The sequence below is a fragment of the Ideonella margarita genome (assembly GCF_038066635.1).
GTDB classification, from domain to species: domain Bacteria; phylum Pseudomonadota; class Gammaproteobacteria; order Burkholderiales; family Burkholderiaceae_C; genus Ideonella; species Ideonella margarita.
Map to the genome: position 1 here is coordinate 1 of NZ_JBBUTI010000018.1, position 17,314 is coordinate 17,314.

At 65.0% G+C, this 17,314-nt stretch carries 16 protein-coding genes, 2 tRNA genes and 1 pseudogene; 10 read left to right on the forward strand and 9 right to left on the reverse strand.

Features of this window, described 5'->3' with window-relative positions; all coding sequences use genetic code 11:
- The 3 genes and pseudogenes from AACH00_RS19005 to AACH00_RS19015 form a co-directional block, all read right to left on the reverse strand.
- Window positions 1-162: pseudogene (locus tag AACH00_RS19005) on the reverse strand (branched-chain amino acid ABC transporter substrate-binding protein); the annotation flags it as partial.
- Window positions 163-483: 321 nt separating this feature from the next.
- Complete coding sequence (locus tag AACH00_RS19010; protein WP_341400761.1) at window positions 484-924, reverse strand: DNA polymerase III subunit chi; 441 nt, start codon at window positions 922-924, stop codon at window positions 484-486.
- Window positions 925-941: 17 nt separating this feature from the next.
- On the reverse strand, window positions 942-2,402 hold the full coding sequence (locus tag AACH00_RS19015; RefSeq protein WP_341400762.1) for a leucyl aminopeptidase: 1,461 nt from the start codon (window positions 2,400-2,402) through the stop codon (window positions 942-944).
- 29 nt (window positions 2,403-2,431) lie between these two features.
- Here AACH00_RS19015 and lptF point away from each other — a divergent pair, with 29 nt between their 5' ends.
- Genes lptF through AACH00_RS19040 form a run of 5 tightly spaced genes read left to right on the forward strand, consistent with a single transcriptional unit; the run spans window position 2,432 to window position 7,130 of the window.
- Window positions 2,432-3,532, forward strand: coding sequence for an LPS export ABC transporter permease LptF (lptF, locus tag AACH00_RS19020; RefSeq protein ID WP_341400763.1), 1,101 nt, complete (start codon window positions 2,432-2,434; stop codon window positions 3,530-3,532).
- Entirely contained in the window at window positions 3,529-4,641 is a 1,113-nt protein-coding gene (gene lptG / locus AACH00_RS19025; RefSeq protein WP_341400764.1) for an LPS export ABC transporter permease LptG, read from the forward strand. Before lptF ends, lptG begins: the two co-directional genes overlap by 4 nt.
- An 8-nt stretch (window positions 4,642-4,649) precedes the next feature.
- The gene (locus AACH00_RS19030; protein WP_341400765.1) at window positions 4,650-5,036 is read left to right on the forward strand and encodes a sirohydrochlorin chelatase; all 387 of its coding nucleotides are present in this window, start codon (window positions 4,650-4,652) and stop codon (window positions 5,034-5,036) included.
- The gene (locus tag AACH00_RS19035) at window positions 5,033-5,977 is read left to right on the forward strand and encodes a CysB family HTH-type transcriptional regulator (RefSeq protein WP_341400766.1); all 945 of its coding nucleotides are present in this window, start codon (window positions 5,033-5,035) and stop codon (window positions 5,975-5,977) included. Before AACH00_RS19030 ends, AACH00_RS19035 begins: the two co-directional genes overlap by 4 nt.
- Window positions 5,967-7,130, forward strand: coding sequence for a pyridoxal phosphate-dependent aminotransferase (locus AACH00_RS19040; RefSeq protein ID WP_341400767.1), 1,164 nt, complete (start codon window positions 5,967-5,969; stop codon window positions 7,128-7,130). Before AACH00_RS19035 ends, AACH00_RS19040 begins: the two co-directional genes overlap by 11 nt.
- Before the next feature lie 32 nt (window positions 7,131-7,162).
- Here the strand turns inward: AACH00_RS19040 and AACH00_RS19045 are convergent, their stop codons facing one another.
- Complete coding sequence (locus AACH00_RS19045; protein WP_341400768.1) at window positions 7,163-8,998, reverse strand: type IV pilus assembly protein FimV; 1,836 nt, start codon at window positions 8,996-8,998, stop codon at window positions 7,163-7,165.
- A gap of 311 nt (window positions 8,999-9,309) precedes the next feature.
- On the opposite strand from AACH00_RS19045, the gene AACH00_RS19050 reads away from it, so the two are divergent.
- A complete protein-coding gene (locus AACH00_RS19050) occupies window positions 9,310-10,089 on the forward strand; it encodes an oxepin-CoA hydrolase, alternative type (RefSeq protein ID WP_341400806.1) in 780 nt (259 codons plus the stop codon).
- Window positions 10,090-10,122: 33 nt separating this feature from the next.
- On the opposite strand, the gene AACH00_RS19055 is transcribed toward AACH00_RS19050, so the two are convergent.
- Entirely contained in the window at window positions 10,123-10,884 is a 762-nt protein-coding gene (locus AACH00_RS19055; protein ID WP_341400807.1) for a class II aldolase/adducin family protein, read from the reverse strand.
- A 108-nt stretch (window positions 10,885-10,992) separates the two neighbouring features.
- Between AACH00_RS19055 and AACH00_RS19060 the strand changes: the two genes are divergently transcribed.
- The 3 genes from AACH00_RS19060 (at window position 10,993) to AACH00_RS19070 (ending at window position 14,134) form a co-directional block, all read left to right on the forward strand.
- Window positions 10,993-11,697: a Crp/Fnr family transcriptional regulator gene (locus tag AACH00_RS19060; RefSeq protein ID WP_341400769.1), complete on the forward strand. Its 705-nt coding sequence runs from the start codon at window positions 10,993-10,995 to the stop codon at window positions 11,695-11,697.
- A 43-nt stretch (window positions 11,698-11,740) separates the two neighbouring features.
- Window positions 11,741-12,817: a phosphotransferase gene (locus AACH00_RS19065; protein WP_423221966.1), complete on the forward strand. Its 1,077-nt coding sequence runs from the start codon at window positions 11,741-11,743 to the stop codon at window positions 12,815-12,817.
- Between the two features lie 93 nt (window positions 12,818-12,910).
- Window positions 12,911-14,134 (forward strand): acyl-CoA dehydrogenase family protein, encoded by a 1,224-nt coding sequence (locus tag AACH00_RS19070; RefSeq protein ID WP_341400771.1) that lies wholly within the window; start codon window positions 12,911-12,913, stop codon window positions 14,132-14,134.
- Window positions 14,135-14,152: 18 nt separating this feature from the next.
- Here AACH00_RS19070 and AACH00_RS19075 read toward each other — a convergent pair whose 3' ends face one another.
- Complete coding sequence (locus tag AACH00_RS19075; protein WP_341400772.1) at window positions 14,153-14,878, reverse strand: hypothetical protein; 726 nt, start codon at window positions 14,876-14,878, stop codon at window positions 14,153-14,155.
- A 203-nt stretch (window positions 14,879-15,081) separates the two neighbouring features.
- Between AACH00_RS19075 and AACH00_RS19080 the strand changes: the two genes are divergently transcribed.
- A tRNA-Arg gene (locus AACH00_RS19080) sits at window positions 15,082-15,158 on the forward strand.
- A 186-nt stretch (window positions 15,159-15,344) separates the two neighbouring features.
- On the opposite strand, the gene AACH00_RS19085 is transcribed toward AACH00_RS19080, so the two are convergent.
- The 3 genes from AACH00_RS19085 to AACH00_RS19095 form a co-directional block, all read right to left on the reverse strand.
- Window positions 15,345-15,421 (reverse strand) — tRNA-Pro (locus tag AACH00_RS19085).
- 26 nt (window positions 15,422-15,447) lie between these two features.
- A complete protein-coding gene (gene rraA, locus AACH00_RS19090; protein WP_341400808.1) occupies window positions 15,448-15,951 on the reverse strand; it encodes a ribonuclease E activity regulator RraA in 504 nt (167 codons plus the stop codon).
- Between the two features lie 48 nt (window positions 15,952-15,999).
- Window positions 16,000-17,235: an MFS transporter gene (locus tag AACH00_RS19095; protein ID WP_341400773.1), complete on the reverse strand. Its 1,236-nt coding sequence runs from the start codon at window positions 17,233-17,235 to the stop codon at window positions 16,000-16,002.
- Between the last annotated feature and the right edge of the window lie 79 nt (window positions 17,236-17,314).

Genomic DNA, 17,314 nt, shown 5'->3' on the forward strand with positions numbered 1-17,314 from the left:
GATCGCCATGCGCGCGCCGTTCTCGTTGTCCTTGCCCAGGTGAGCAATGCCGCCGCTGGTGGGGCCGACGTGACCGATCTTGACGACCAGCTCTTGCGCTTGCAGCGAACCAGCCAGCAAGGCCGCGGTGGCGGCAACGATCACATTCAGTTTGACTTGCATAAGGAAGAACCTCCAGTTTGAGGAAATGTTGAGAAAGGAGCGTTTGAGACGCTCTCAACGGCAGTGACGATACTCCAAAAAAAACCTCCGACGCACCACAAACATGCTGGGGTTTTGCCGAGCATGAAGTGCAGCCGACTCGGGTTTGAGATTGGTCTCGGCATCGTGGCCACACAACGTATGGCGCACCATTCCGGATGACCGGATCGACCATTGAGGGACGTCCAACTCACGTGGGATGAGCGAACGCAAGCGCCATGCCAGAGCAAGGCTGCGCGCAGTGGTGAGCCATGCGGAATCAAGGCCGCATCAGCGTCCGCCTCAGTGCGGCGGTTTGTCCTGCGGCAGGTGCTTCACGACGTGACCGCCTGCGGTGTAGGCCTTCCAGCGCCGCCGACCGGCCTGGACGTCGTCCTGGTTCAGGCCGACGATGTCTGCCACGCGCAGGTGCAGCTGCACGATCGCGGGATCCTCGCTGCCCATGTTGAGTGCCTGTTCGCACGCCACGTCCGGGCGTGGTGCATCCAGCAACCAGATGGGTGTGCGCATCAGGTGCGGCGCCACCGCGCTGCCGGGGGCCAGGCGCAGGTGGGGCACGAAGTCTGTCGGCTCTTGTTCCCACAAGAGCCTGTCGAGACGCTCAAGGAGGGGCGCAGGGCCGTACACCGCCATCCTGACGCCTTCGCGGTATTTCTTCCGCAGCAGACGGCAGGCGTAGCCGAGCTTGTCGTCCACGCCGCTCAGGAAAACGATCTCGGCCATGCGCCCTGCCCTTGTCATCAAGCCTTGGCGCGTGAAAGCACGAAGTGCGTCAGCAGGCCAACCGGGCGACCAGTCGAGCCCTTGGCGGCACCGCTGCGATGCGACACGCCGGCGATGTCCAGATGCGCCCACGGGAACTTGCCCGCGAAACGCTGCAGGAACTTCGCAGCCGTGACGGCACCACCGGCGCGCGAGCCCACGTTCGCCATGTCGGCGAAGTTGCTCTTCAGGCCTTCGTCGTACTCTTCGTCCAGCGGCATGCGCCAGGCCGGGTCGTTGGCGGTGGCGGCAGCTGCCAGCAGATCGGCGGCCAGTTGCTCGTCAGCTGCGAACAGGCCGGCATGGTGGTGGCCGAGGGCCACGACGCAGGCGCCAGTCAGCGTGGCGATGTCGACCACGGCCGCGGGCTTGAAGCGCTCGGCGTAGGTCAGTGCATCACACAGGATCAGGCGACCTTCGGCGTCGGTGTTGAGCACCTCGATGGTCTGGCCCGACATGCTGGTGACCACATCGCCCGGCTTGGTGGCACGGCCGTTGGGCATGTTCTCGCAGGTCGGGATCAGGCCGATCACATTGATCTTCGGCTTCAGCTCGGCCACGGCGCGCAGGGTGCCCAGCACGCTGGCTGCGCCGCACATGTCGAACTTCATTTCGTCCATGTCAGCCGCCGGCTTCAGCGAGATGCCACCGGTGTCGAAGGTGATGCCCTTGCCGACCAGCACCACCGGTGCGTCCTTGCGGGTGGCGCCACGGTATTCCATGACGATGAAACGCGGAGGCTCGTCAGAGCCGTTGCTCACCGACAGGAAGGAGCCCATGCCCAGCTTCTCGATCGCCTTGCGGTCGAGCACCTGCACGGTCAGACCGAACTCGGTGCCGAGCTGCTTGGCTTGCTCGCCCAGCCAGGTCGGCGTGGCGAAGTTGGCCGGGCGGTTGCCGGCTTCCTTGGCCAGCGACACGCCATGGCCGATGGCCACGCCTTGCGCCAGACCAGCCTTGGCAACAGCCACCTCGGCCTTGTCGACCACCAGCGACACCTTGGCAGGTGCGTCGGCGGGCTTGGCGCTCGGCTTCGTCAGGGTGTAGGCGTAGGTGGCTTGCTCCAGGGCCAGGGCCACGGTTTCTGCATGGGCTGCCGTCACCGGCACACCCACCAGGGCGATGGCCAGGTGCTTGACCGGGCGGCCCTTCAGTGCGGCCAGGGCCGTGCCCAGGGCTGCACGCAGCGCCTTGGTCGAGCCGTCTTTGGCACCAACCAGCTGCACGCGCGGGCTCTTCACCCCAACCGGTGCATGGAGGTACAGCGACTGTCCGGCCTTGCGCTCGAAGTCGCCCGCCTTGACTGCCGCGGCCACAGCCGTGTCCAGGGCCTTGTGGCCGGTGTTTGCCTTGCTGTCAGCAGGCAGGACCACGATCAGTGCGTCCGCTGCAACAGCGCCAAGTCCATCAGCGGTAGCCGCCAGAGCTTGAAAGTTCATAATCCGGATAGAGTGAAAGTAAGCCTTTGATGTTATTCGATTCAACCGTCAGGAAAGAACTCGGCCGCAGTTTCGGTGCGACGCTCGTGGTCATTCTGACCATCGTGCTGACCATGATGCTGATCCGCACCCTCGGCATGGCCGCCAGCGGACGCGTGTCGCCGCAGGATGTCGTGCTGGTGCTGGGCTACACGGCCCTCGGCCATTTGCCGACGATGCTGGCCCTGTCGCTGTTCATCGGCGTGGTCATCACGCTGGGCCGCATGTACCGCGACAGCGAGATGGCGATCTGGATGTCGAGCGGCGTGGGCTTGAGCCGCTTGATCCGACCAGTGCTGCGCAGCGTCTGGCCCGTGCTGGCACTCATCGGAGTGCTGGTCAGCGTGGTGTGGCCCTGGGGCAACCAGCAGACCCTGGAAATGCGCCAGCGTTACGAGCAACGGTCTGACCTGAGCCGCGTGGCGCCGGGCAGCTTTCAAACCTCCGCCGATGGCAGCCGTGTCTTCTTCATCGAGCGCGAAGGTGAAACTGCCGGGGTTGGTCGAAACGTCTTCGTGCTGTCGAACAACGGCAAGCAGGAAGCCGTGACGACGGCCCGCGCCGGCCGCGTGGAAGCCGACGCCGACCAGCGTGTGCTGGTGCTCGACAGCGGGCACCGCAATGAAGCGAACTCAGCAACGGGCACCGAAACCCGCATGAGCTTCGAGCGCTTCCGCTTGACCGTGGACGCCTTCAAGGCCCAGGCCGCCCAGGCGCCGCTGCCCAAGGCCGTGAACACCATCGACCTGCTGCGTGACCCGACGCCGAAGCACCAAGGTGAGCTGGTGTGGCGGCTGGGCTCCCTGCTGGGTGCCACCAACCTGCTGCTGCTGGGCATCGGCCTGTCGGCCAGCAACCCACGCCGGGCCAGCAACTGGAACCTCATGTTTGCGCTGCTGGCCTTTGTCGTTTATTACAACCTCATCAACCTCAGCCAGGCTTGGGTGGCGGCAGGCAAGACGAGCATGGGCGGCGCCCTCATCGGCCTGCACGGTGGCGCCTTGCTGCTGGCGCTCGGGTTGATCTGGTGGCGCGACCACGCCGCGGTGTTGCGTTTCGCCTGGCGCCGGCCGGCCAAGGTGTGCCCATGAAAACAGTTCGCAGCTTGATCCGCCGTGACGTGGTGTGGTCCGTGTTCTTCGTGGCACTTGCCTTCATGTCTTTGTTCTTTTTCATCGGCTTTCTCGAAGAGCTGGAGGGCGCCACCCGGCGTGGCGACAGCCTCTGGCGTGCCGCGCTGGCAGCGGGGCTGGAGTTGCCCTCGCGCTTTTATGAGCTGTTCCCGATCTCGGTGCTGATCGGCACGATCTACGCCATGGCGCGCCTGGCGCAATCATCCGAGTTCACGATCTTGCGTACCGGCGGGCTGGGCCCGGGCCGCGCGTTGTCGCTGTTGCTGAACCTCGGGCTGTTGATGGCCGCCCTGACCTTCCTGACGGGGGAGTTCATCGCCCCACTGGGTGAGTTGCAGGCGGCGCGCATGCGCGCCAGTGGCGACGGCCAGACCACGGTGGGTGAAGCCGGCGCGTGGCTGAAGGAGCGCCGCCACTTGCCTGATGGCGACCGCGTCTTCTCGATCAATGTGCAGGGCACCGACAGCCAGGGGGATCTGCACGGCATCCGCATCTTTGAGCACGACGACGATGGCCGCCTGCTGCGCCGCATCGAGGCTGCCAGCGGCCATGCGGGCCGGGAAGGCGAGCAATCCGTGTGGCAACTGCGCAAGGCGCGGGAAACCGTCTGGCCGCTGGATGAGCAGCAGCCTGTCATCACCCGCAGCCTGGAATCGCTGAACTGGAACACGACCCTGGACGACGGCGTGGTGGCCGCCGCCACCTCGCCCATCGGCAGCATGTCTACGCTGGAGTTGTGGCGCTACAGCCAGCACTTGACGCTGCAGGAGCAGACCTCGCAGCGCTATGAGCTGCAGTTCTGGAAGCGCGCCATCTACCCGTTTGCCTGCATCGTCATGATGGCGCTTGCCCTGCCCTTTGCCTACCTGCATGCCCGCGCCGGCGGCATCAGCCTGAAGGTGTTTGGCGGCATCATGCTCGGCATCAGCTTTGTGCTGCTCAACAACGTCGTGGGTCATCTGACGCTGTTGCGCGACTGGACCCCGTGGCTGGCCGCCTCGGTGCCCAGCCTCATCTATTTGGCCTTGTCACTGGCAGCCTTCGGCTGGCTGGTGCGTTACCGGTGAACGCTGTCATGCGCGGATTGATTCTCTTTGCTCACGGTGCCCGTGATCCTCTCTGGGCCCGCCCCTTCGAGCGGGTTGCGGCCCGCTGCCGCGACCTGATGCCGGGCCGTCCGGTGACGCTGTCTTTCCTCGAATTCATGAGCCCCGAGCTGGCCGATGCCGGCGCCAGCATGGTGGCCCAGGGCTGCACCGAAGTCGACGTGCTGCCGCTGTTTCTCGGCGCCGGCGGCCATGTGCGCAAGGACCTGCCCGTGATGATGGCCGCACTGCGCGAAGCGCACCCGGCCGTTCAGTGGCACCTGCAACGTGCAGCCGGTGAGTCAGACGTGCTGGTTGAAGCCCTGGCACAGGTCGCGCTTCAACTGCTCGCCACCGGCGTGGAGGCCAGCGCATGAATCTGCACCAGTTCCGGTTTGTTCAAGAGGCCGTTCGCCGCAACCTGAACCTGACCGAAACGGCCAAGGCGCTGCACACCTCGCAGCCGGGCATTTCGAAGGCCATCCTCGAGCTTGAAGAGGAGCTGGGCATCGACATCTTCGTGCGCCACGGCAAGCGCCTGAAGCGCGTCACCGACCCGGGCCAGCAGGTGCTGCGCTCGGTCGAGGTGATCATGCGCGAGGTGGCCAACCTCAAGCGCATCGGCGAAGAGTTTTCGCAGCAGGACGGAGGCCGGCTTTCCATTGCCACCACCCACACCCAGGCGCGCTACCTGCTGCCCGATCCGGTGGCGATGCTGCGCAAGCGTTTCCCGAAGGTGATGGTCAGCCTGCACCAGGGCACGCCCGAGCAGGTGGCGCAGATGCTGCTGGACGACACCGCAGACATCGGCCTGGCCACCGAGTCGCTGGCCGATCACCCGGAGCTCATCACCCTGCCCTGCTACGAGTGGCAGCACGTGGTGGTGATGCCGCAGGACCATCCGCTGGCCCAGGTGGAGCGCCTGACGCTGGAGCAGCTGGCCACTGAGCCGTTGATCTCCTATCACCCTTCCTTCGCTGGCCGCAAGCGCATTGACCAGGCTTTTGCTCAGCGACGCCTGAACCCGTTGATCGTGCTGGAAGCCATCGATTCCGACGTCATCAAGACCTACGTCAAGAGTGGTCTGGGCATCGGCATCGTGGCTGAAATGGCGATGCAGGGTGAGCCTGCCGGCAGCGGTCTGGTGGCGCGCCCGGTGTCGCACCTGTTCGGGCAGAACACGGCCCGGGTGGCGTTTCGCCGTGGGGCGTATCTGCGCGCCTACGTGTTGAACTTTGCCGAGCTGCTGTCGCCGCGGCTGACCCGCCCCTTGATCGAACGTGCCATGAACGGCAACGGCCAAGACTATGAACTTTGAACCTCGGACCCCGGCCGTCGTGAGCCGGCTGCCCAATGTGGGCACGACGATCTTCACCGTGATGTCTGCGCTGGCGCAGCAGCACGGCGCCGTCAATCTCGGTCAGGGCTTTCCGGACTTTGAAGGTGACCCGGCCCTGGTGGATGCCGTGACCAGCGCCATGAAGGCGGGTCACAACCAGTACCCGCCGATGACCGGTGTACCTGCGCTGCGCGAGGTGCTGAGTGCCAAGACGCTGGCCTTGCACGGCCACCGGTATGACCCGGTCACCGAGATCACCATCACCGCCGGCGCCACCCAGGCATTGCTGACCGCCATCCTGGCACTGGTGCACCCGGGCGATGAAGTCATCGTGCTCGAGCCTTGCTACGACAGCTATGTGCCCGCGATCGAGCTCGCCGGCGCCAGGGCCGTGCGTGTGCCCTTGAACGGCACCACATTCCGCCCGGATTTCGACCGTGTGCGCGCTGCGCTGTCACCGCGCACACGCGCCATGATCATCAACACGCCGCACAACCCGACCGGCACCGTCTGGACGGCGGAGGAGCGGCAGATGCTGGCCGACCTGCTGCGCCCGACCGACGTGCTGCTGATCTCGGACGAAGTCTACGAACACATGGTGTACGACGACCGCCAGCACATCAGCGCAAGCGGCCACCCGGAACTCGCGGCGCGCAGCGTGGTGGTGTCGAGCTTCGGCAAGACCTTCCATGTCACGGGCTGGAAAGTGGGCCAAGTCATGGCGCCAGCCGCCTTGATGACCGAGTTCCGCAAGGTGCATCAGTTCAATGTGTTCACGGTGAACACGCCGATGCAGATCGGTTTGGCTAGTTACCTGCAGCAGCCCGAACCGTACCTCAACTTGCCGACGTTCTACCAGCGCAAGCGGGACCTGTTCCGGGCAGGGCTGGCGGGCAGCCGCTTCGAGTTGCTGCCTTGCGAGGGCACCTACTTCCAGTGCGTGAGCTATGACGCCATCAGCGACATGCCTGATGAAGCTTTCTGCCGCTGGCTGACCGAGCACGTCGGTGTGGCGGCCATTCCGATGTCGGCATTCCAGTCGACACCGGCGGAGCGCGCAACCATCCGCTTCTGCTTCGCCAAACAGGACGCCACCTTGCAGGCGGCACTGGAGCGGCTGGTCAAGCTCTGAGCAGCCTTGGATCAGGCTGCTGACCGTTGCGGTCAGTGCCTGGTGTTCGGGCCGTTCAGGTCGGAATGGAGGTCGATGTTGAGGTCGAGGTCCATCGAGCTCAGGTCGTCGCCCTTGGTCGACGCGCCGGCTGCGGCAGGCGACGGTGCTGCAGGAGCATTCGACGGCGTGCTGATGTCATCCAGATGGAAGGCCGTCAAATCGTAGCTGCCAAACGGATCAGCGGGCTCTGAAGCAACCTTGGTGTACGTCGACGGGCCCGTGTCGCCCAGCGGCAGCAACAGATCCACCTCGGTGCTGGAATAGCCACCTTGCTGCCACAGGTCGCGTGCCAGCGAATACATCAGCAGCACGTCCTTGTAGGCCGGCAGATCGAACAGGTCCTGGCTTTCGTCCTTGCGGAAGAGCATGCCTTCCAGCACGGCCATGGCGTCGATCGGCGACGGCCAGATGGCTTCCAGATGGGCCAACACGTCGGGGTAATCTTCCAGCGACCGGCCATGCAAGGGGCCCACATCCCAGTCGGGGGCATAGGCATTGAAGCGGCGGTTGAAGCGGGCCCGGATGCGCTCGTAAGCACCCCGGTCGCCCTGCCGGCGGTAGATCTCAAGCAGCTTCGTGTAGGGCAAGGGGCTCTGGCCACCGCTGCTGCGCAGGTGCGACATCAACAGGTCGACGGCGGCGTCTTCCTGGCCCAGCGCAATGAAGAAGTCGGCCTGCTGTTCCAGGTCGAGCAGTTCCTCGACTGAAACTTCACGGGCCGGCACGGCGCCGTCCAGCACACCGCTGGCCGCACCGTTGAAGCCGCTTTGCGGGCCGGGGAACGGCGCAGTCTTGAAGGCGTCGTCGGCGACGCTGGCGGACGCCCACGCAGCGTCGTTGCCGTTGCTGACCGGGCGGGTGACGCCAGCCGGAGCAGCCTCGGCCGTGGCCGGTTCGTCGTCCGTGAGTTCGCCTGCCACTGAAATCGGCGGCACGGGCACCGGGCCCAGCGTCGCATCGAGCGGGGCCACCTCCGACGACCACCACGGTCCGGCGGCAGCATCAGGCTGACGGGCCTTCTTGCGCAGGCGCAGCGCCAGCCAGACCGCCAATGCCGACATCACGGCAAGCAGGGCCAGCAACCAGGGCAGCAAGCGCGATTGGGCCTCGGCATCTGCCAGACGGCCCTTCAAGGCCAGTTGCGCATCGCGACTGGCCTGGGATTCCTTGCGAAGTTCAGTGAGCGACTTTTCGAGCAGACGCAGCCGCTCGAATTCGTCATTGCCAGAACCGACACCGGCCTCCGATGCAGCTGCGACGACCGAATCGGCCACCTGCATGATCGGATCTTCCATGTCCATCTTCAGGCGCGGGCCACCCACATCGAGCAGCAGGCGCGCGACCTGGGTTTCGCGGGGCACCACATCACGCTGGGCGGCGGCGGCCTGGGCCCGCGGCGCCTTCGAAGCCACCGGCTTGGCGGGCTTGCTTGCGGCGAGGTTGTCGGGGGACTCAGCGGTGGCCTTGCGCGGACCGCGCAGCGATTTCGGGGCCGTGCCGGGCACGGGCGCCAAAAACAGGTCATCCACGGCGCGGGTCGTGGGTGCCACCGGCTGACTCATGGCGCCTGCGCCAGCCATGACGGCGGGGCTGCCAGTGCTCATCCCCGGAGGATCGGCAAAGGCCGTGAAACGGCGCATGAACCGACGCTCGCAGCCCGCGCTGATCGCCACTTCGAGCACCGGTTCTTCGATCGGGCTGGTCGTGGAGATGCGCGCGACCCAGTCGCTCTCGGTACGCCCACCCAGCACCTGGACACGAACCTGGCTCGGCGGCAGGCGACTGTCGCCTGCGATGACCTCGGCAGTCACACACTCGGCGGTCATGCGCTCACCTGTATCCAGGTGAATAGGCACCTGCATCACCAGCGGTTGCCCCATGACGGCAGACGTGGTGACACGACCAAAACCCGCGGCGCCCACACTCAATGACGCGGCGAGCGAAGTACAGGTCAGAATGAACGCAGGGACTTTTTTATGCATGCCGGGGGGCACTTGTATCAAATTGGGGGGCCTCGATGACTCTATCACGATTGATTTGGGTTCCTTGACATCGGCCCGGCGTGTGTACGTTCCGCGCCAATATTCCGGCCCCTCCCCCCTATTTCGAAACCGATATTCACTACTCGGAGAATCCGATGCCTTCCAGTTTGTTGTCGTCGCGTGATGGTGCCGCGCTGGTATTGACCTTGAGTGACCCGGCAACGCGGAACACCCTGTCGCCGCAGGTATATGCCGCGGGTATTGAGGCTCTTGAAAACTGCCAGACCGATCCATCCGTACGTGCCGTCATCATCCGAGGCGATGGCGCCACCTTCTGCGCCGGCGGTGACCTGAACCGCATCGCCACGGCCCGGGAACGTTCACCCGAGGCGCAAGCCGAAGCCATCGAGCAGTTCAACCAGTGGATCCTGTCGCTGAAAGCCTGCCCGTTGCCGGTGATTGCTGCGGTGGAGGGTTTTGCTGCAGGTGGCGGCATGGCGCTGGCCATGGCGTGCGACCTGATCGTGGCCGCGGAGGATGCCCGCTTCGTGATGAGCTACGGCAAGATCGGCTTGTCGCCGGACGGTGGTGGCAGCTGGCATCTGGCGCGCAGCCTGCCCCGCGCGCTGGCACTGGAAACTCTCTGGCTGGCCGAGCCAGTGGGCGCGCGTCGCCTGCATGAGCTCGGACTGGTGAACCGGGTTACCGGTCAGGGGGAAGCCTATGCAGGTGCGCTCAAGCTGGCTGGGCAGCTGGCGCAGATGGCCCCCAACGTGCTGGCACGTGTGAAGCAGCTGGTATCTGATGCGCCAGCGCAATCATTGCGGACACAGATGGACGACGAGCGGGAAGCTTTTGTCGACCATCTGTTCCACGACAACGGCGGGGAAGGCATCGGCGCTTTTCTGGCCAAGCGCAAACCTGCTTTCAAATGAGGTTCAAGTGAAGGCGGGCCGCCCCGCCGTCTTTCACGCGTCGTAGCCAGGCATGCGGCGCGAAAGCCGCCGCAGCAAGCCGGGCCACACCAATTGCGCACCCAGGCCCTTGGTGACCTGGGCAGCTTGCTGCCGTGCACCCGCGATGATGTCGGGGTTCACGTGGGTGCATGCGCCGCCTGCCTGGGCTCTCACCTGGATCGCGCAGACGCTCTCGAACAGATACATGTTCAGAAAAGCCTCGGGCACGTCGCGGCCCACCGTCAGCAGGCCGTGATTGCGCAGCATCAGATAGTTGCCGCGGCCCAGGTCTTCAACCAGCCGCGGTTTTTCATTGTCTCGAAGGGCCACCCCTTCGTAGTCGTGATAGCCCAGGCTAGACAGCACGAAGATCGATTGCTGTGAAAGCGGCAACACGCCTGCCTGCTGTGCTGACACCGCGACACCGTTGAGGGTATGGGTATGCAGCACGCAATGCGCATCGTCACGCGCTGCATGCACGGCGCTGTGAATGGTGAACCCTGCCGGATTGATGGGGAAAGGGTTGTCGGTGAGCTTCTGACCCTGTGCATCCACCTTCACCAGGCTGGACGCGGTGATCTCCTCGAACAGCCAACCGTAGGGATTGATCAGGAAAGCGCCGGGCTCACCCGGCACCCGGGCGCTGATGTGCGTGAACACCAGATCGTCCCATCCAAACAGGGCCACCAGCCGGTAAGCGGCGGCCAGCTCAACGCGGGTTTGCCACTCTTCGTCTGAGCAGGCGGGCCGGGGCAAATCAGGCAATGGGATCATGTGTTGTCTCCTCGGTGACAGATGGTGCGCCGTCTGCTCCAAGGGGAAACGGCAACATGGACAATACCGATGCCAATCGTGCCGCGGCTGTCGCGTCAGGGACAAATGATGAATACCCCCATTCTTACAATCGAAGAACGCCACAACATCGACGCGGGTCCATGGTTTTCTTCGCTCTCACACACACTTCGCTCAGCCATTCTGGCCAGAGCGTCGGTGCGTCGATTGCAGGACGGCGTGCCCCTGGCGGCACGCGGCACACCGGCCGAGGATTGGGTAGGCGTGGCGCGCGGCGCCGTGCGTGTCAGCTCGGTCTCGCTGTCTGGCAAACAAGTGGCGTTGACGTATGCGGAACCCGGCACGTGGTTCGGCGACATCGCCCTGTTCGACGGCCTGCCCCGCACGCACGATGCCACGGCTCATGGTCCGACCACACTGCTGATCGTGCGCAAGCCCGACTTCAAGGAATTGCTGCAGCAGCACACCGAGTTGTACGAAGCTTTGCTTCGCCTGAACTGCCGCCGCCTGCGGCTGATGTTCAACCTGATCGAAGACCTCAACACCCGGCCGCTGGGCGCGCGCCTGGCCAAGCAGTTGCTGCTGCTGGCCAAGAGCTACGGCATCGAGCAGGGCGAGGAAATCCGCATCGGCTTGCAGCTCGCACAGGAAGATCTGGCGCAGTTGCTGGGCGCATCACGCCAGCGCGTGAACCAGGAATTGAAAGACCTGGAGCGCGATGGCGTGCTGCGGGTCGAGCCGACGCGCCTGGTGGTGCTGTCGCGCGACAAGTTGATGGCAGCTGCCGAACGTTGAATGGTGCGCAGGGTTCATCCCGGCCGCGCCGAGGATGACACCCATGGATCACAACACCGGAACGAAACCGGTGGCTGCCAGCCACCAGTTCGACATCAGCGCCCTCGAGGCCTATCTGCACGCGCACCTGCCGGGTTTCGCCGGCCCGCTGCATGTGGAGCAATTCAAAGGCGGGCAATCCAACCCGACCTACAAGCTCGTCACGCCGCAGCGCGCCTACGTGATGCGCAGCAAGCCCGGCCCGGCCGGGAAACTGCTGGCTGCCGCCCATGCGATTGACCGCGAATTTCGCGTGATGAAGGCGCTGCGCGACACGGCCGTGCCGGTCGCCCAGATGCACTTGCTGTGCGAAGACGAATCGGTGATCGGCCGGGCGTTTTACGTCATGGAATTTGTTGATGGACGCGTGCTGTGGGAGCAGTCGCTGCCGGGTCTGGCCAATGCCGAGCGCGGTGCCATCTACGCTGAAATGAACCGCGTGCTCGCCGCATTGCATTCGGTGGATGTGGCGGCTGTGGGCCTGGCCGACTACGGAAAGCCGGGCAACTATTTCGAACGGCAGATCGGCCGCTGGAGCAAGCAGTATCTGGCCTCGGTGACCGGGCCGAACCCGGCCATGGACCAGCTGCTGGCCTGGTTGCCTGCACACATTCCGAACAGCGCGCGTGACGAATCCGAAGTCTCGATCGTGCATGGCGACTATCGCCTCGACAACCTGATCTTCCACCCCACCGAGCCGCGCGTTGTTGCGGTGCTCGACTGGGAGTTGTCGACCATCGGGCATCCGCTGGCTGACTTCAGCTACCACTGTATGTCTTGGCACATCCCGCCCGGCACCTTCCGCGGCATTGCCGGCCTGGACCATGCAGCGATGGGTATTCCGTCCGAGCGCGAGTATGTGCAGTTGTACTGCGAGCGTACCGGCCGGGCTGACCCCGACGCCCTGATGGCGGACTGGAACTTCTACCTCGCCTACAACCTGTTCCGCATTGCCGCCATCGTGCAAGGCATTGCCAAGCGGGTGGAAGACGGCACCGCGTCCAGCGCGCAGGCCAAAGCCACGGGCGCTGCCGCGCCGCAGCTCGCGGCCCTGGCCTGGTCGTTCGCCCAACGGGCCTGAGCACACCCAGAGCGCCCACTTTCAAGGCGCCCTTCCCCACGAATCGGCTTCAACAGCCAGCGCTTCGCAAGCACACAACCCCAAGGAGACAGCATGGACTTCGGCTACTCACCCCGGACGCAGGAACTGCAGGCGGCCGTCACGGCCTTCATGAACGAGCATGTCTACCCGAACGAGGGGCGCTACTGGCAGGAACTGGAGGCCAATACCCAGGCCGGCAAGCGCTGGACGCCGCTGGCGGTGATCGAGGAACTCAAGCCCAAGGCCCGCGCCGCCGGCCTGTGGAACCTCTTTCTGCCCGATAGCGAACTGGGAGCGGGCCTGACGAACCAGGAATACGCACCGCTCGCCGAAATCATGGGCCGCGTGCCATGGGCCAGCGAGGTCTTCAATTGCTCGGCCCCCGACACCGGCAACATGGAAGTGCTGGTGCGCTACGGCAAGCCCGAGCACAAGGAGCGCTGGCTCAAGCCGCTGCTGGCCGGAGAGATCCGCTCGGCCTTCGCGATGACCGAACCCGCTGTCGCATCGGCCGACGCGACCAACATAGAGGCCCGCATCGAGCGTGACGGCGATGACTACGTCATCAACGGCCGCAAGTGGTGGACCAGCGGCGCCGGCGACCCGCGCTGCAAGGTGCTGATCTTCATGGGCAAGACCGACCCGGAAGCGCCGCGCCATTCGCAGCAAAGCATGGTGCTGGTGCCGATGGATGCGCCGGGCGTGACTGTGCTGCGCCCGCTCACCGTGATGGGTTACGACGATGCGCCGCACGGCCACATGGAAGTCGATTTCAAGAACGTGCGTGTGCCGGCGAGCAACATCCTGCTGGGCGAAGGCCGTGGTTTCGAGATCGCCCAAGGCCGCCTTGGCCCGGGCCGCATTCACCATTGCATGCGCTTGATCGGCCTGGCTGAGCGGGCCCTGGAATTGATGTGCAAGCGCGCCACCCAGCGCGTGGCCTTCGGCCGTCCGATAGCGCAGCAAGGCGTGACCCGCGAGCGCATTGCCGAAGCACGCTGCCGCATCGACATGGCACGACTGCTCACCTTGAAGGCAGCCTGGATGATGGACGTGGCCGGCAACAAGACCGCCAAGGCCGAGATCGCCATGATCAAGGTGGTGGCGCCGCAGATGGCCTGCCAGGTGATCGACTGGGCGATGCAGGTGCACGGCGGTGCCGGCATGAGCCAGGACTTCCCGCTGGCCTACTACTACACGCTGGCGCGCACCCTGCGTTTCGCGGACGGCCCGGACGAAGTGCACCGCGACGCCATCGCGAAGCTGGAGATCGGCAAGCACACGCCGGTGGCGTGATGCCTGCGGCGGGGGCGCTCAGGCGTCGCCCGCCGCCTCGCCAAATCGTCTGGCCTCACGCAGGGCCAGATCGAACAGCACCACCGCCTGCTCCATCGTGGGCAGATGCGGCACGGGCATGGCCACCCGCAGGATCAGCTCGCTACGCCGCGCAATCATCGCCATCGGCGTGATCGGCTGAGTGGAAAGCTCACTCGTTGCGTCCGGGCTGAGGGGCGCCACCGGCGTCGGATCACCCTGCAGGCTGGCGGCAAACACCAGGAAGGCCTCGCCCAACGGGCCACCTATCCAGGCCGTCATCCAGGGCGCCACATTGCCCACGACGGCAAAACGACCTCGCAAGCTGCCCAGGGCACCGCCCAGCAGCCGGGGTGACATCGCCAGCCAGCGCATCTCTTCGGGAGTTTCTTCATCCAGCCGCGTTTGCACGTTGTCGGTGTATTGGCTGTAGATCTCTCGCTCCAGCGCGTCCAGCAAGGGCTTCGGCATCACCAGTGCGTGGGTCTGCGGATCGATGCCCGTGTCGCCGCGCAGCCTCAGTTCATGGCTGCCGATGTAGCGGCGGGCAGACGGTCCCCATTCAATGCGCCATCCCGGCGCACCGTCCGGTGTCTCGATGATGAAGCCGTCATGCTTCGCACTGCGCTTGAACACCCAGCCACGGCCTTCCGCCCACGCGCGCAGGCGGTCCTCGCCGACCACCGAAGGCCGGCCGAACACCCATTCGCGCAGAGACTTGAGCATGTTTGTCCGAGAGGTGGGCCACGGCGCGTGCAGACGACACCGTGCCCGCGATTGAAACCACGAGGCCTCGATGATGCGCGCAGACGCGGCTGGCCGATCAACGGCAAAACACGGTGATTGCACCCTTGGCGATGCAATCAGCACCAAGTTCGCTCGGGCGGGCAGCACCGCACAGGCGCACAGCCTCTAGAATCCGCCCTTCACTGCCCATAGCTCAACTGGATAGAGCAGCTGCCTTCTAAGCAGCAGGTCGGGGGTTCGAGTCCCTCTGGGCAGGCCAGTGGCTGGTACGGTGTGCAAGGTCTGCTGCGCTGAGCCAGCGACACTCCTGCAACGTCCTGCAAAGCAGGCGCACCAATGAAAAAGCCGATGGTCCTTGAAGGATTCATCGGCTTTCTTTTGAGCCTCGGTACTTTGGTGCGAACTGTTTAGGTTCTTTACCAGAGCACAAGGCTGCTGAATTGAATGGTCGGGGCGGTGGGATTCGAACTCACGACCCTCTGCTCCCAAAGCAGATGCGCTACCAGGCTGCGCTACGCCCCGAACAAGCTAGTACTATAACCTGAAAATCAGGTTTTGGCGAGAGTAATCACAATTCCATCTTCATCGGCCACCAACCAGTCGCCCGGGCGCACCCAAGTTCCGTCCAATTGGATGGCCACATCGCGCTGACCTTGGTCTTTGCGGTCGGTCGGCATGGGCGTCAATGCCATGGCTTTGAGCCCCAAATCGCAGGCCTGCAACTCCAGCTTGTCGCGCACCGCACCATGCACCACGATGCCGGCCCAGCCGTTGCGCGCAGCCGCTGCCGCCAGCAAACCGCCCACCAAGGAGCGGCGCAGGTTGCCGCCGCCGTCCACCACCAGCACACGGCCGAGGCCCGGCTCGTTCACGGCTTCCTTCACCCGCGAGTTGTCTTCCAGGCAGCGCACGGTGCTCACCAGGCCGTGGAAGCGGCTGCGGCCGCCGTAGTCGGTGTACACCGGCGGCAGCACGCGGAACGCGCCGCTGTCATCGCTCTTGTATTGATCGCACAGGTCGCAGGTGGAGGTGAAAGTGGCGTCGTTGCTCATGGCGCGCGGGGTGTCTTGAAAGTTGTTGCGGGCAGCGACCATGCGTGGTCACGCTGCGACGAGCTGGCGTCGGGCCACGCCCGCCCCAACGAACGATGCCGACACCACGCCGGCGACCAGGGCCAGCGCGGCGCCATGAAACACCATCGAAGGATGCTGGTGGTCCAACAGGGCGCCAAAGATCGGGGCGGCCACGGCGAAGCCGATGTCCAGGCCTGAATATACGGTGCCATAAACGCGGCCCGTGGCGTTGGGCGGAGCCGCACGCTTGATCAACATGTCGCGCGATGGGCCGGCCAGGCCCGTGCCAAAGCCTGCCAAGGCCGCCACCACCATCGATGCTTCACCCGACAGCCAGCCCGTTCCTGCCAGCGCCAGGGCCGCGGCAGAACCCAGCAGGCACCGTGCAATGAGCTTTTCCAGGCGCTCGGTCTTGCCGACCAGAAAGCCGCCCACCACCATGCCCACGGCGCCGCACAGCATGAACCCCGTCACCAGCAGCGCGGTGCTGGTCAGCGGCATGCCGTAGAGCGCCAGCAATGCGGGGCTGGCAAAACTCTGGACGGCGCTCAATGCGCAGGTCGTCCAGAAGAAGAACGAGAAGCACAGCCACACGGCGGGCAGCTTGAGGTAGCCGAAGGTGGATGCTTCAGAGCGCGCCGCCGTCGCGTTTGTGGCCTTTGCGACAGGTGCGGCCACGCGGTCATTCAGCGCGTCACGCTGCCACCACAAGATGCACAGCACGATCAGCGCCCAGCCACCTGCGGCCAGCGCCGCGATGCGCCAGGAGCCGGTTGCTGCCGTCAAGCCGCCTAGGAACACCGGTGCCGCTGCCCAGCCCAGATTGCCGCTGATGCCGTGCACTGAAAACGCATGCCCCAGGCGGGCCGGCGAGACCCGCTTGTTCAGGATCGTGAAGTCGGCCGGGTGAAACGGCGCATTGCCCAGGCCTGCCAAAGCTGCGGCCAGCGCCAGGCCGTGCCAGCTCTGCGCGACTGACGCGGCCAGGGCGCCCGCCGCAAAACACGTCATCGCCATGAACAGCACCGGCCGGGCGCCGATGCGATCAACCACGAAGCCCGACACCGCCTGCCCCGAGCCCGAGATCACGAAAAACATCGTGACCAGCAAACCCAGTTCGGCATAGCTCAAGCCGAAGTCCCGAATGAACAAGGGGAACAGCGGCGGCAGCAGCAAATGGAAGAAGTGCGAGCTGCCGTGCGCCAGGCCCACCAGGCCGATGGTGCGGGCGTCGCTATGAAGTGGCTGTGCGGAATCAGACATGGGTGCGGCAACGAAAACGATCAACCGATGGTAACGGCGGGCCCAGTGCCCTGCCCCGCCATACGGCCTGCAATTGCGC

Bases quoted from the DNA above. Each gene is read 5' to 3' on its own strand.
- AACH00_RS19010 (WP_341400761.1), bottom strand. From the start codon at position 924: ATGGCCGAGATCGTTTTCCTGAGCGGCGTGGACGACAAGCTCGGCTAC.
- AACH00_RS19015 (WP_341400762.1), bottom strand. From the start codon at position 2,402: ATGAACTTTCAAGCTCTGGCGGCTACCGCTGATGGACTTGGCGCTGTT.
- lptF (WP_341400763.1), top strand. From the start codon at position 2,432: ATGTTATTCGATTCAACCGTCAGGAAAGAACTCGGCCGCAGTTTCGGT.
- lptG (WP_341400764.1), top strand. From the start codon at position 3,529: ATGAAAACAGTTCGCAGCTTGATCCGCCGTGACGTGGTGTGGTCCGTG.
- AACH00_RS19030 (WP_341400765.1), top strand. From the start codon at position 4,650: ATGCGCGGATTGATTCTCTTTGCTCACGGTGCCCGTGATCCTCTCTGG.
- AACH00_RS19035 (WP_341400766.1), top strand. From the start codon at position 5,033: ATGAATCTGCACCAGTTCCGGTTTGTTCAAGAGGCCGTTCGCCGCAAC.
- AACH00_RS19040 (WP_341400767.1), top strand. From the start codon at position 5,967: ATGAACTTTGAACCTCGGACCCCGGCCGTCGTGAGCCGGCTGCCCAAT.
- AACH00_RS19045 (WP_341400768.1), bottom strand. From the start codon at position 8,998: ATGACCGCCGAGTGTGTGACTGCCGAGGTCATCGCAGGCGACAGTCGC.
- AACH00_RS19050 (WP_341400806.1), top strand. From the start codon at position 9,310: ATGCCTTCCAGTTTGTTGTCGTCGCGTGATGGTGCCGCGCTGGTATTG.
- AACH00_RS19055 (WP_341400807.1), bottom strand. From the start codon at position 10,884: ATGATCCCATTGCCTGATTTGCCCCGGCCCGCCTGCTCAGACGAAGAG.
- AACH00_RS19060 (WP_341400769.1), top strand. From the start codon at position 10,993: ATGAATACCCCCATTCTTACAATCGAAGAACGCCACAACATCGACGCG.
- AACH00_RS19065 (WP_423221966.1), top strand. From the start codon at position 11,741: ATGGATCACAACACCGGAACGAAACCGGTGGCTGCCAGCCACCAGTTC.
- AACH00_RS19070 (WP_341400771.1), top strand. From the start codon at position 12,911: ATGGACTTCGGCTACTCACCCCGGACGCAGGAACTGCAGGCGGCCGTC.
- AACH00_RS19075 (WP_341400772.1), bottom strand. From the start codon at position 14,878: ATGCTCAAGTCTCTGCGCGAATGGGTGTTCGGCCGGCCTTCGGTGGTC.
- rraA (WP_341400808.1), bottom strand. From the start codon at position 15,951: ATGAGCAACGACGCCACTTTCACCTCCACCTGCGACCTGTGCGATCAA.
- AACH00_RS19095 (WP_341400773.1), bottom strand. From the start codon at position 17,235: ATGTCTGATTCCGCACAGCCACTTCATAGCGACGCCCGCACCATCGGC.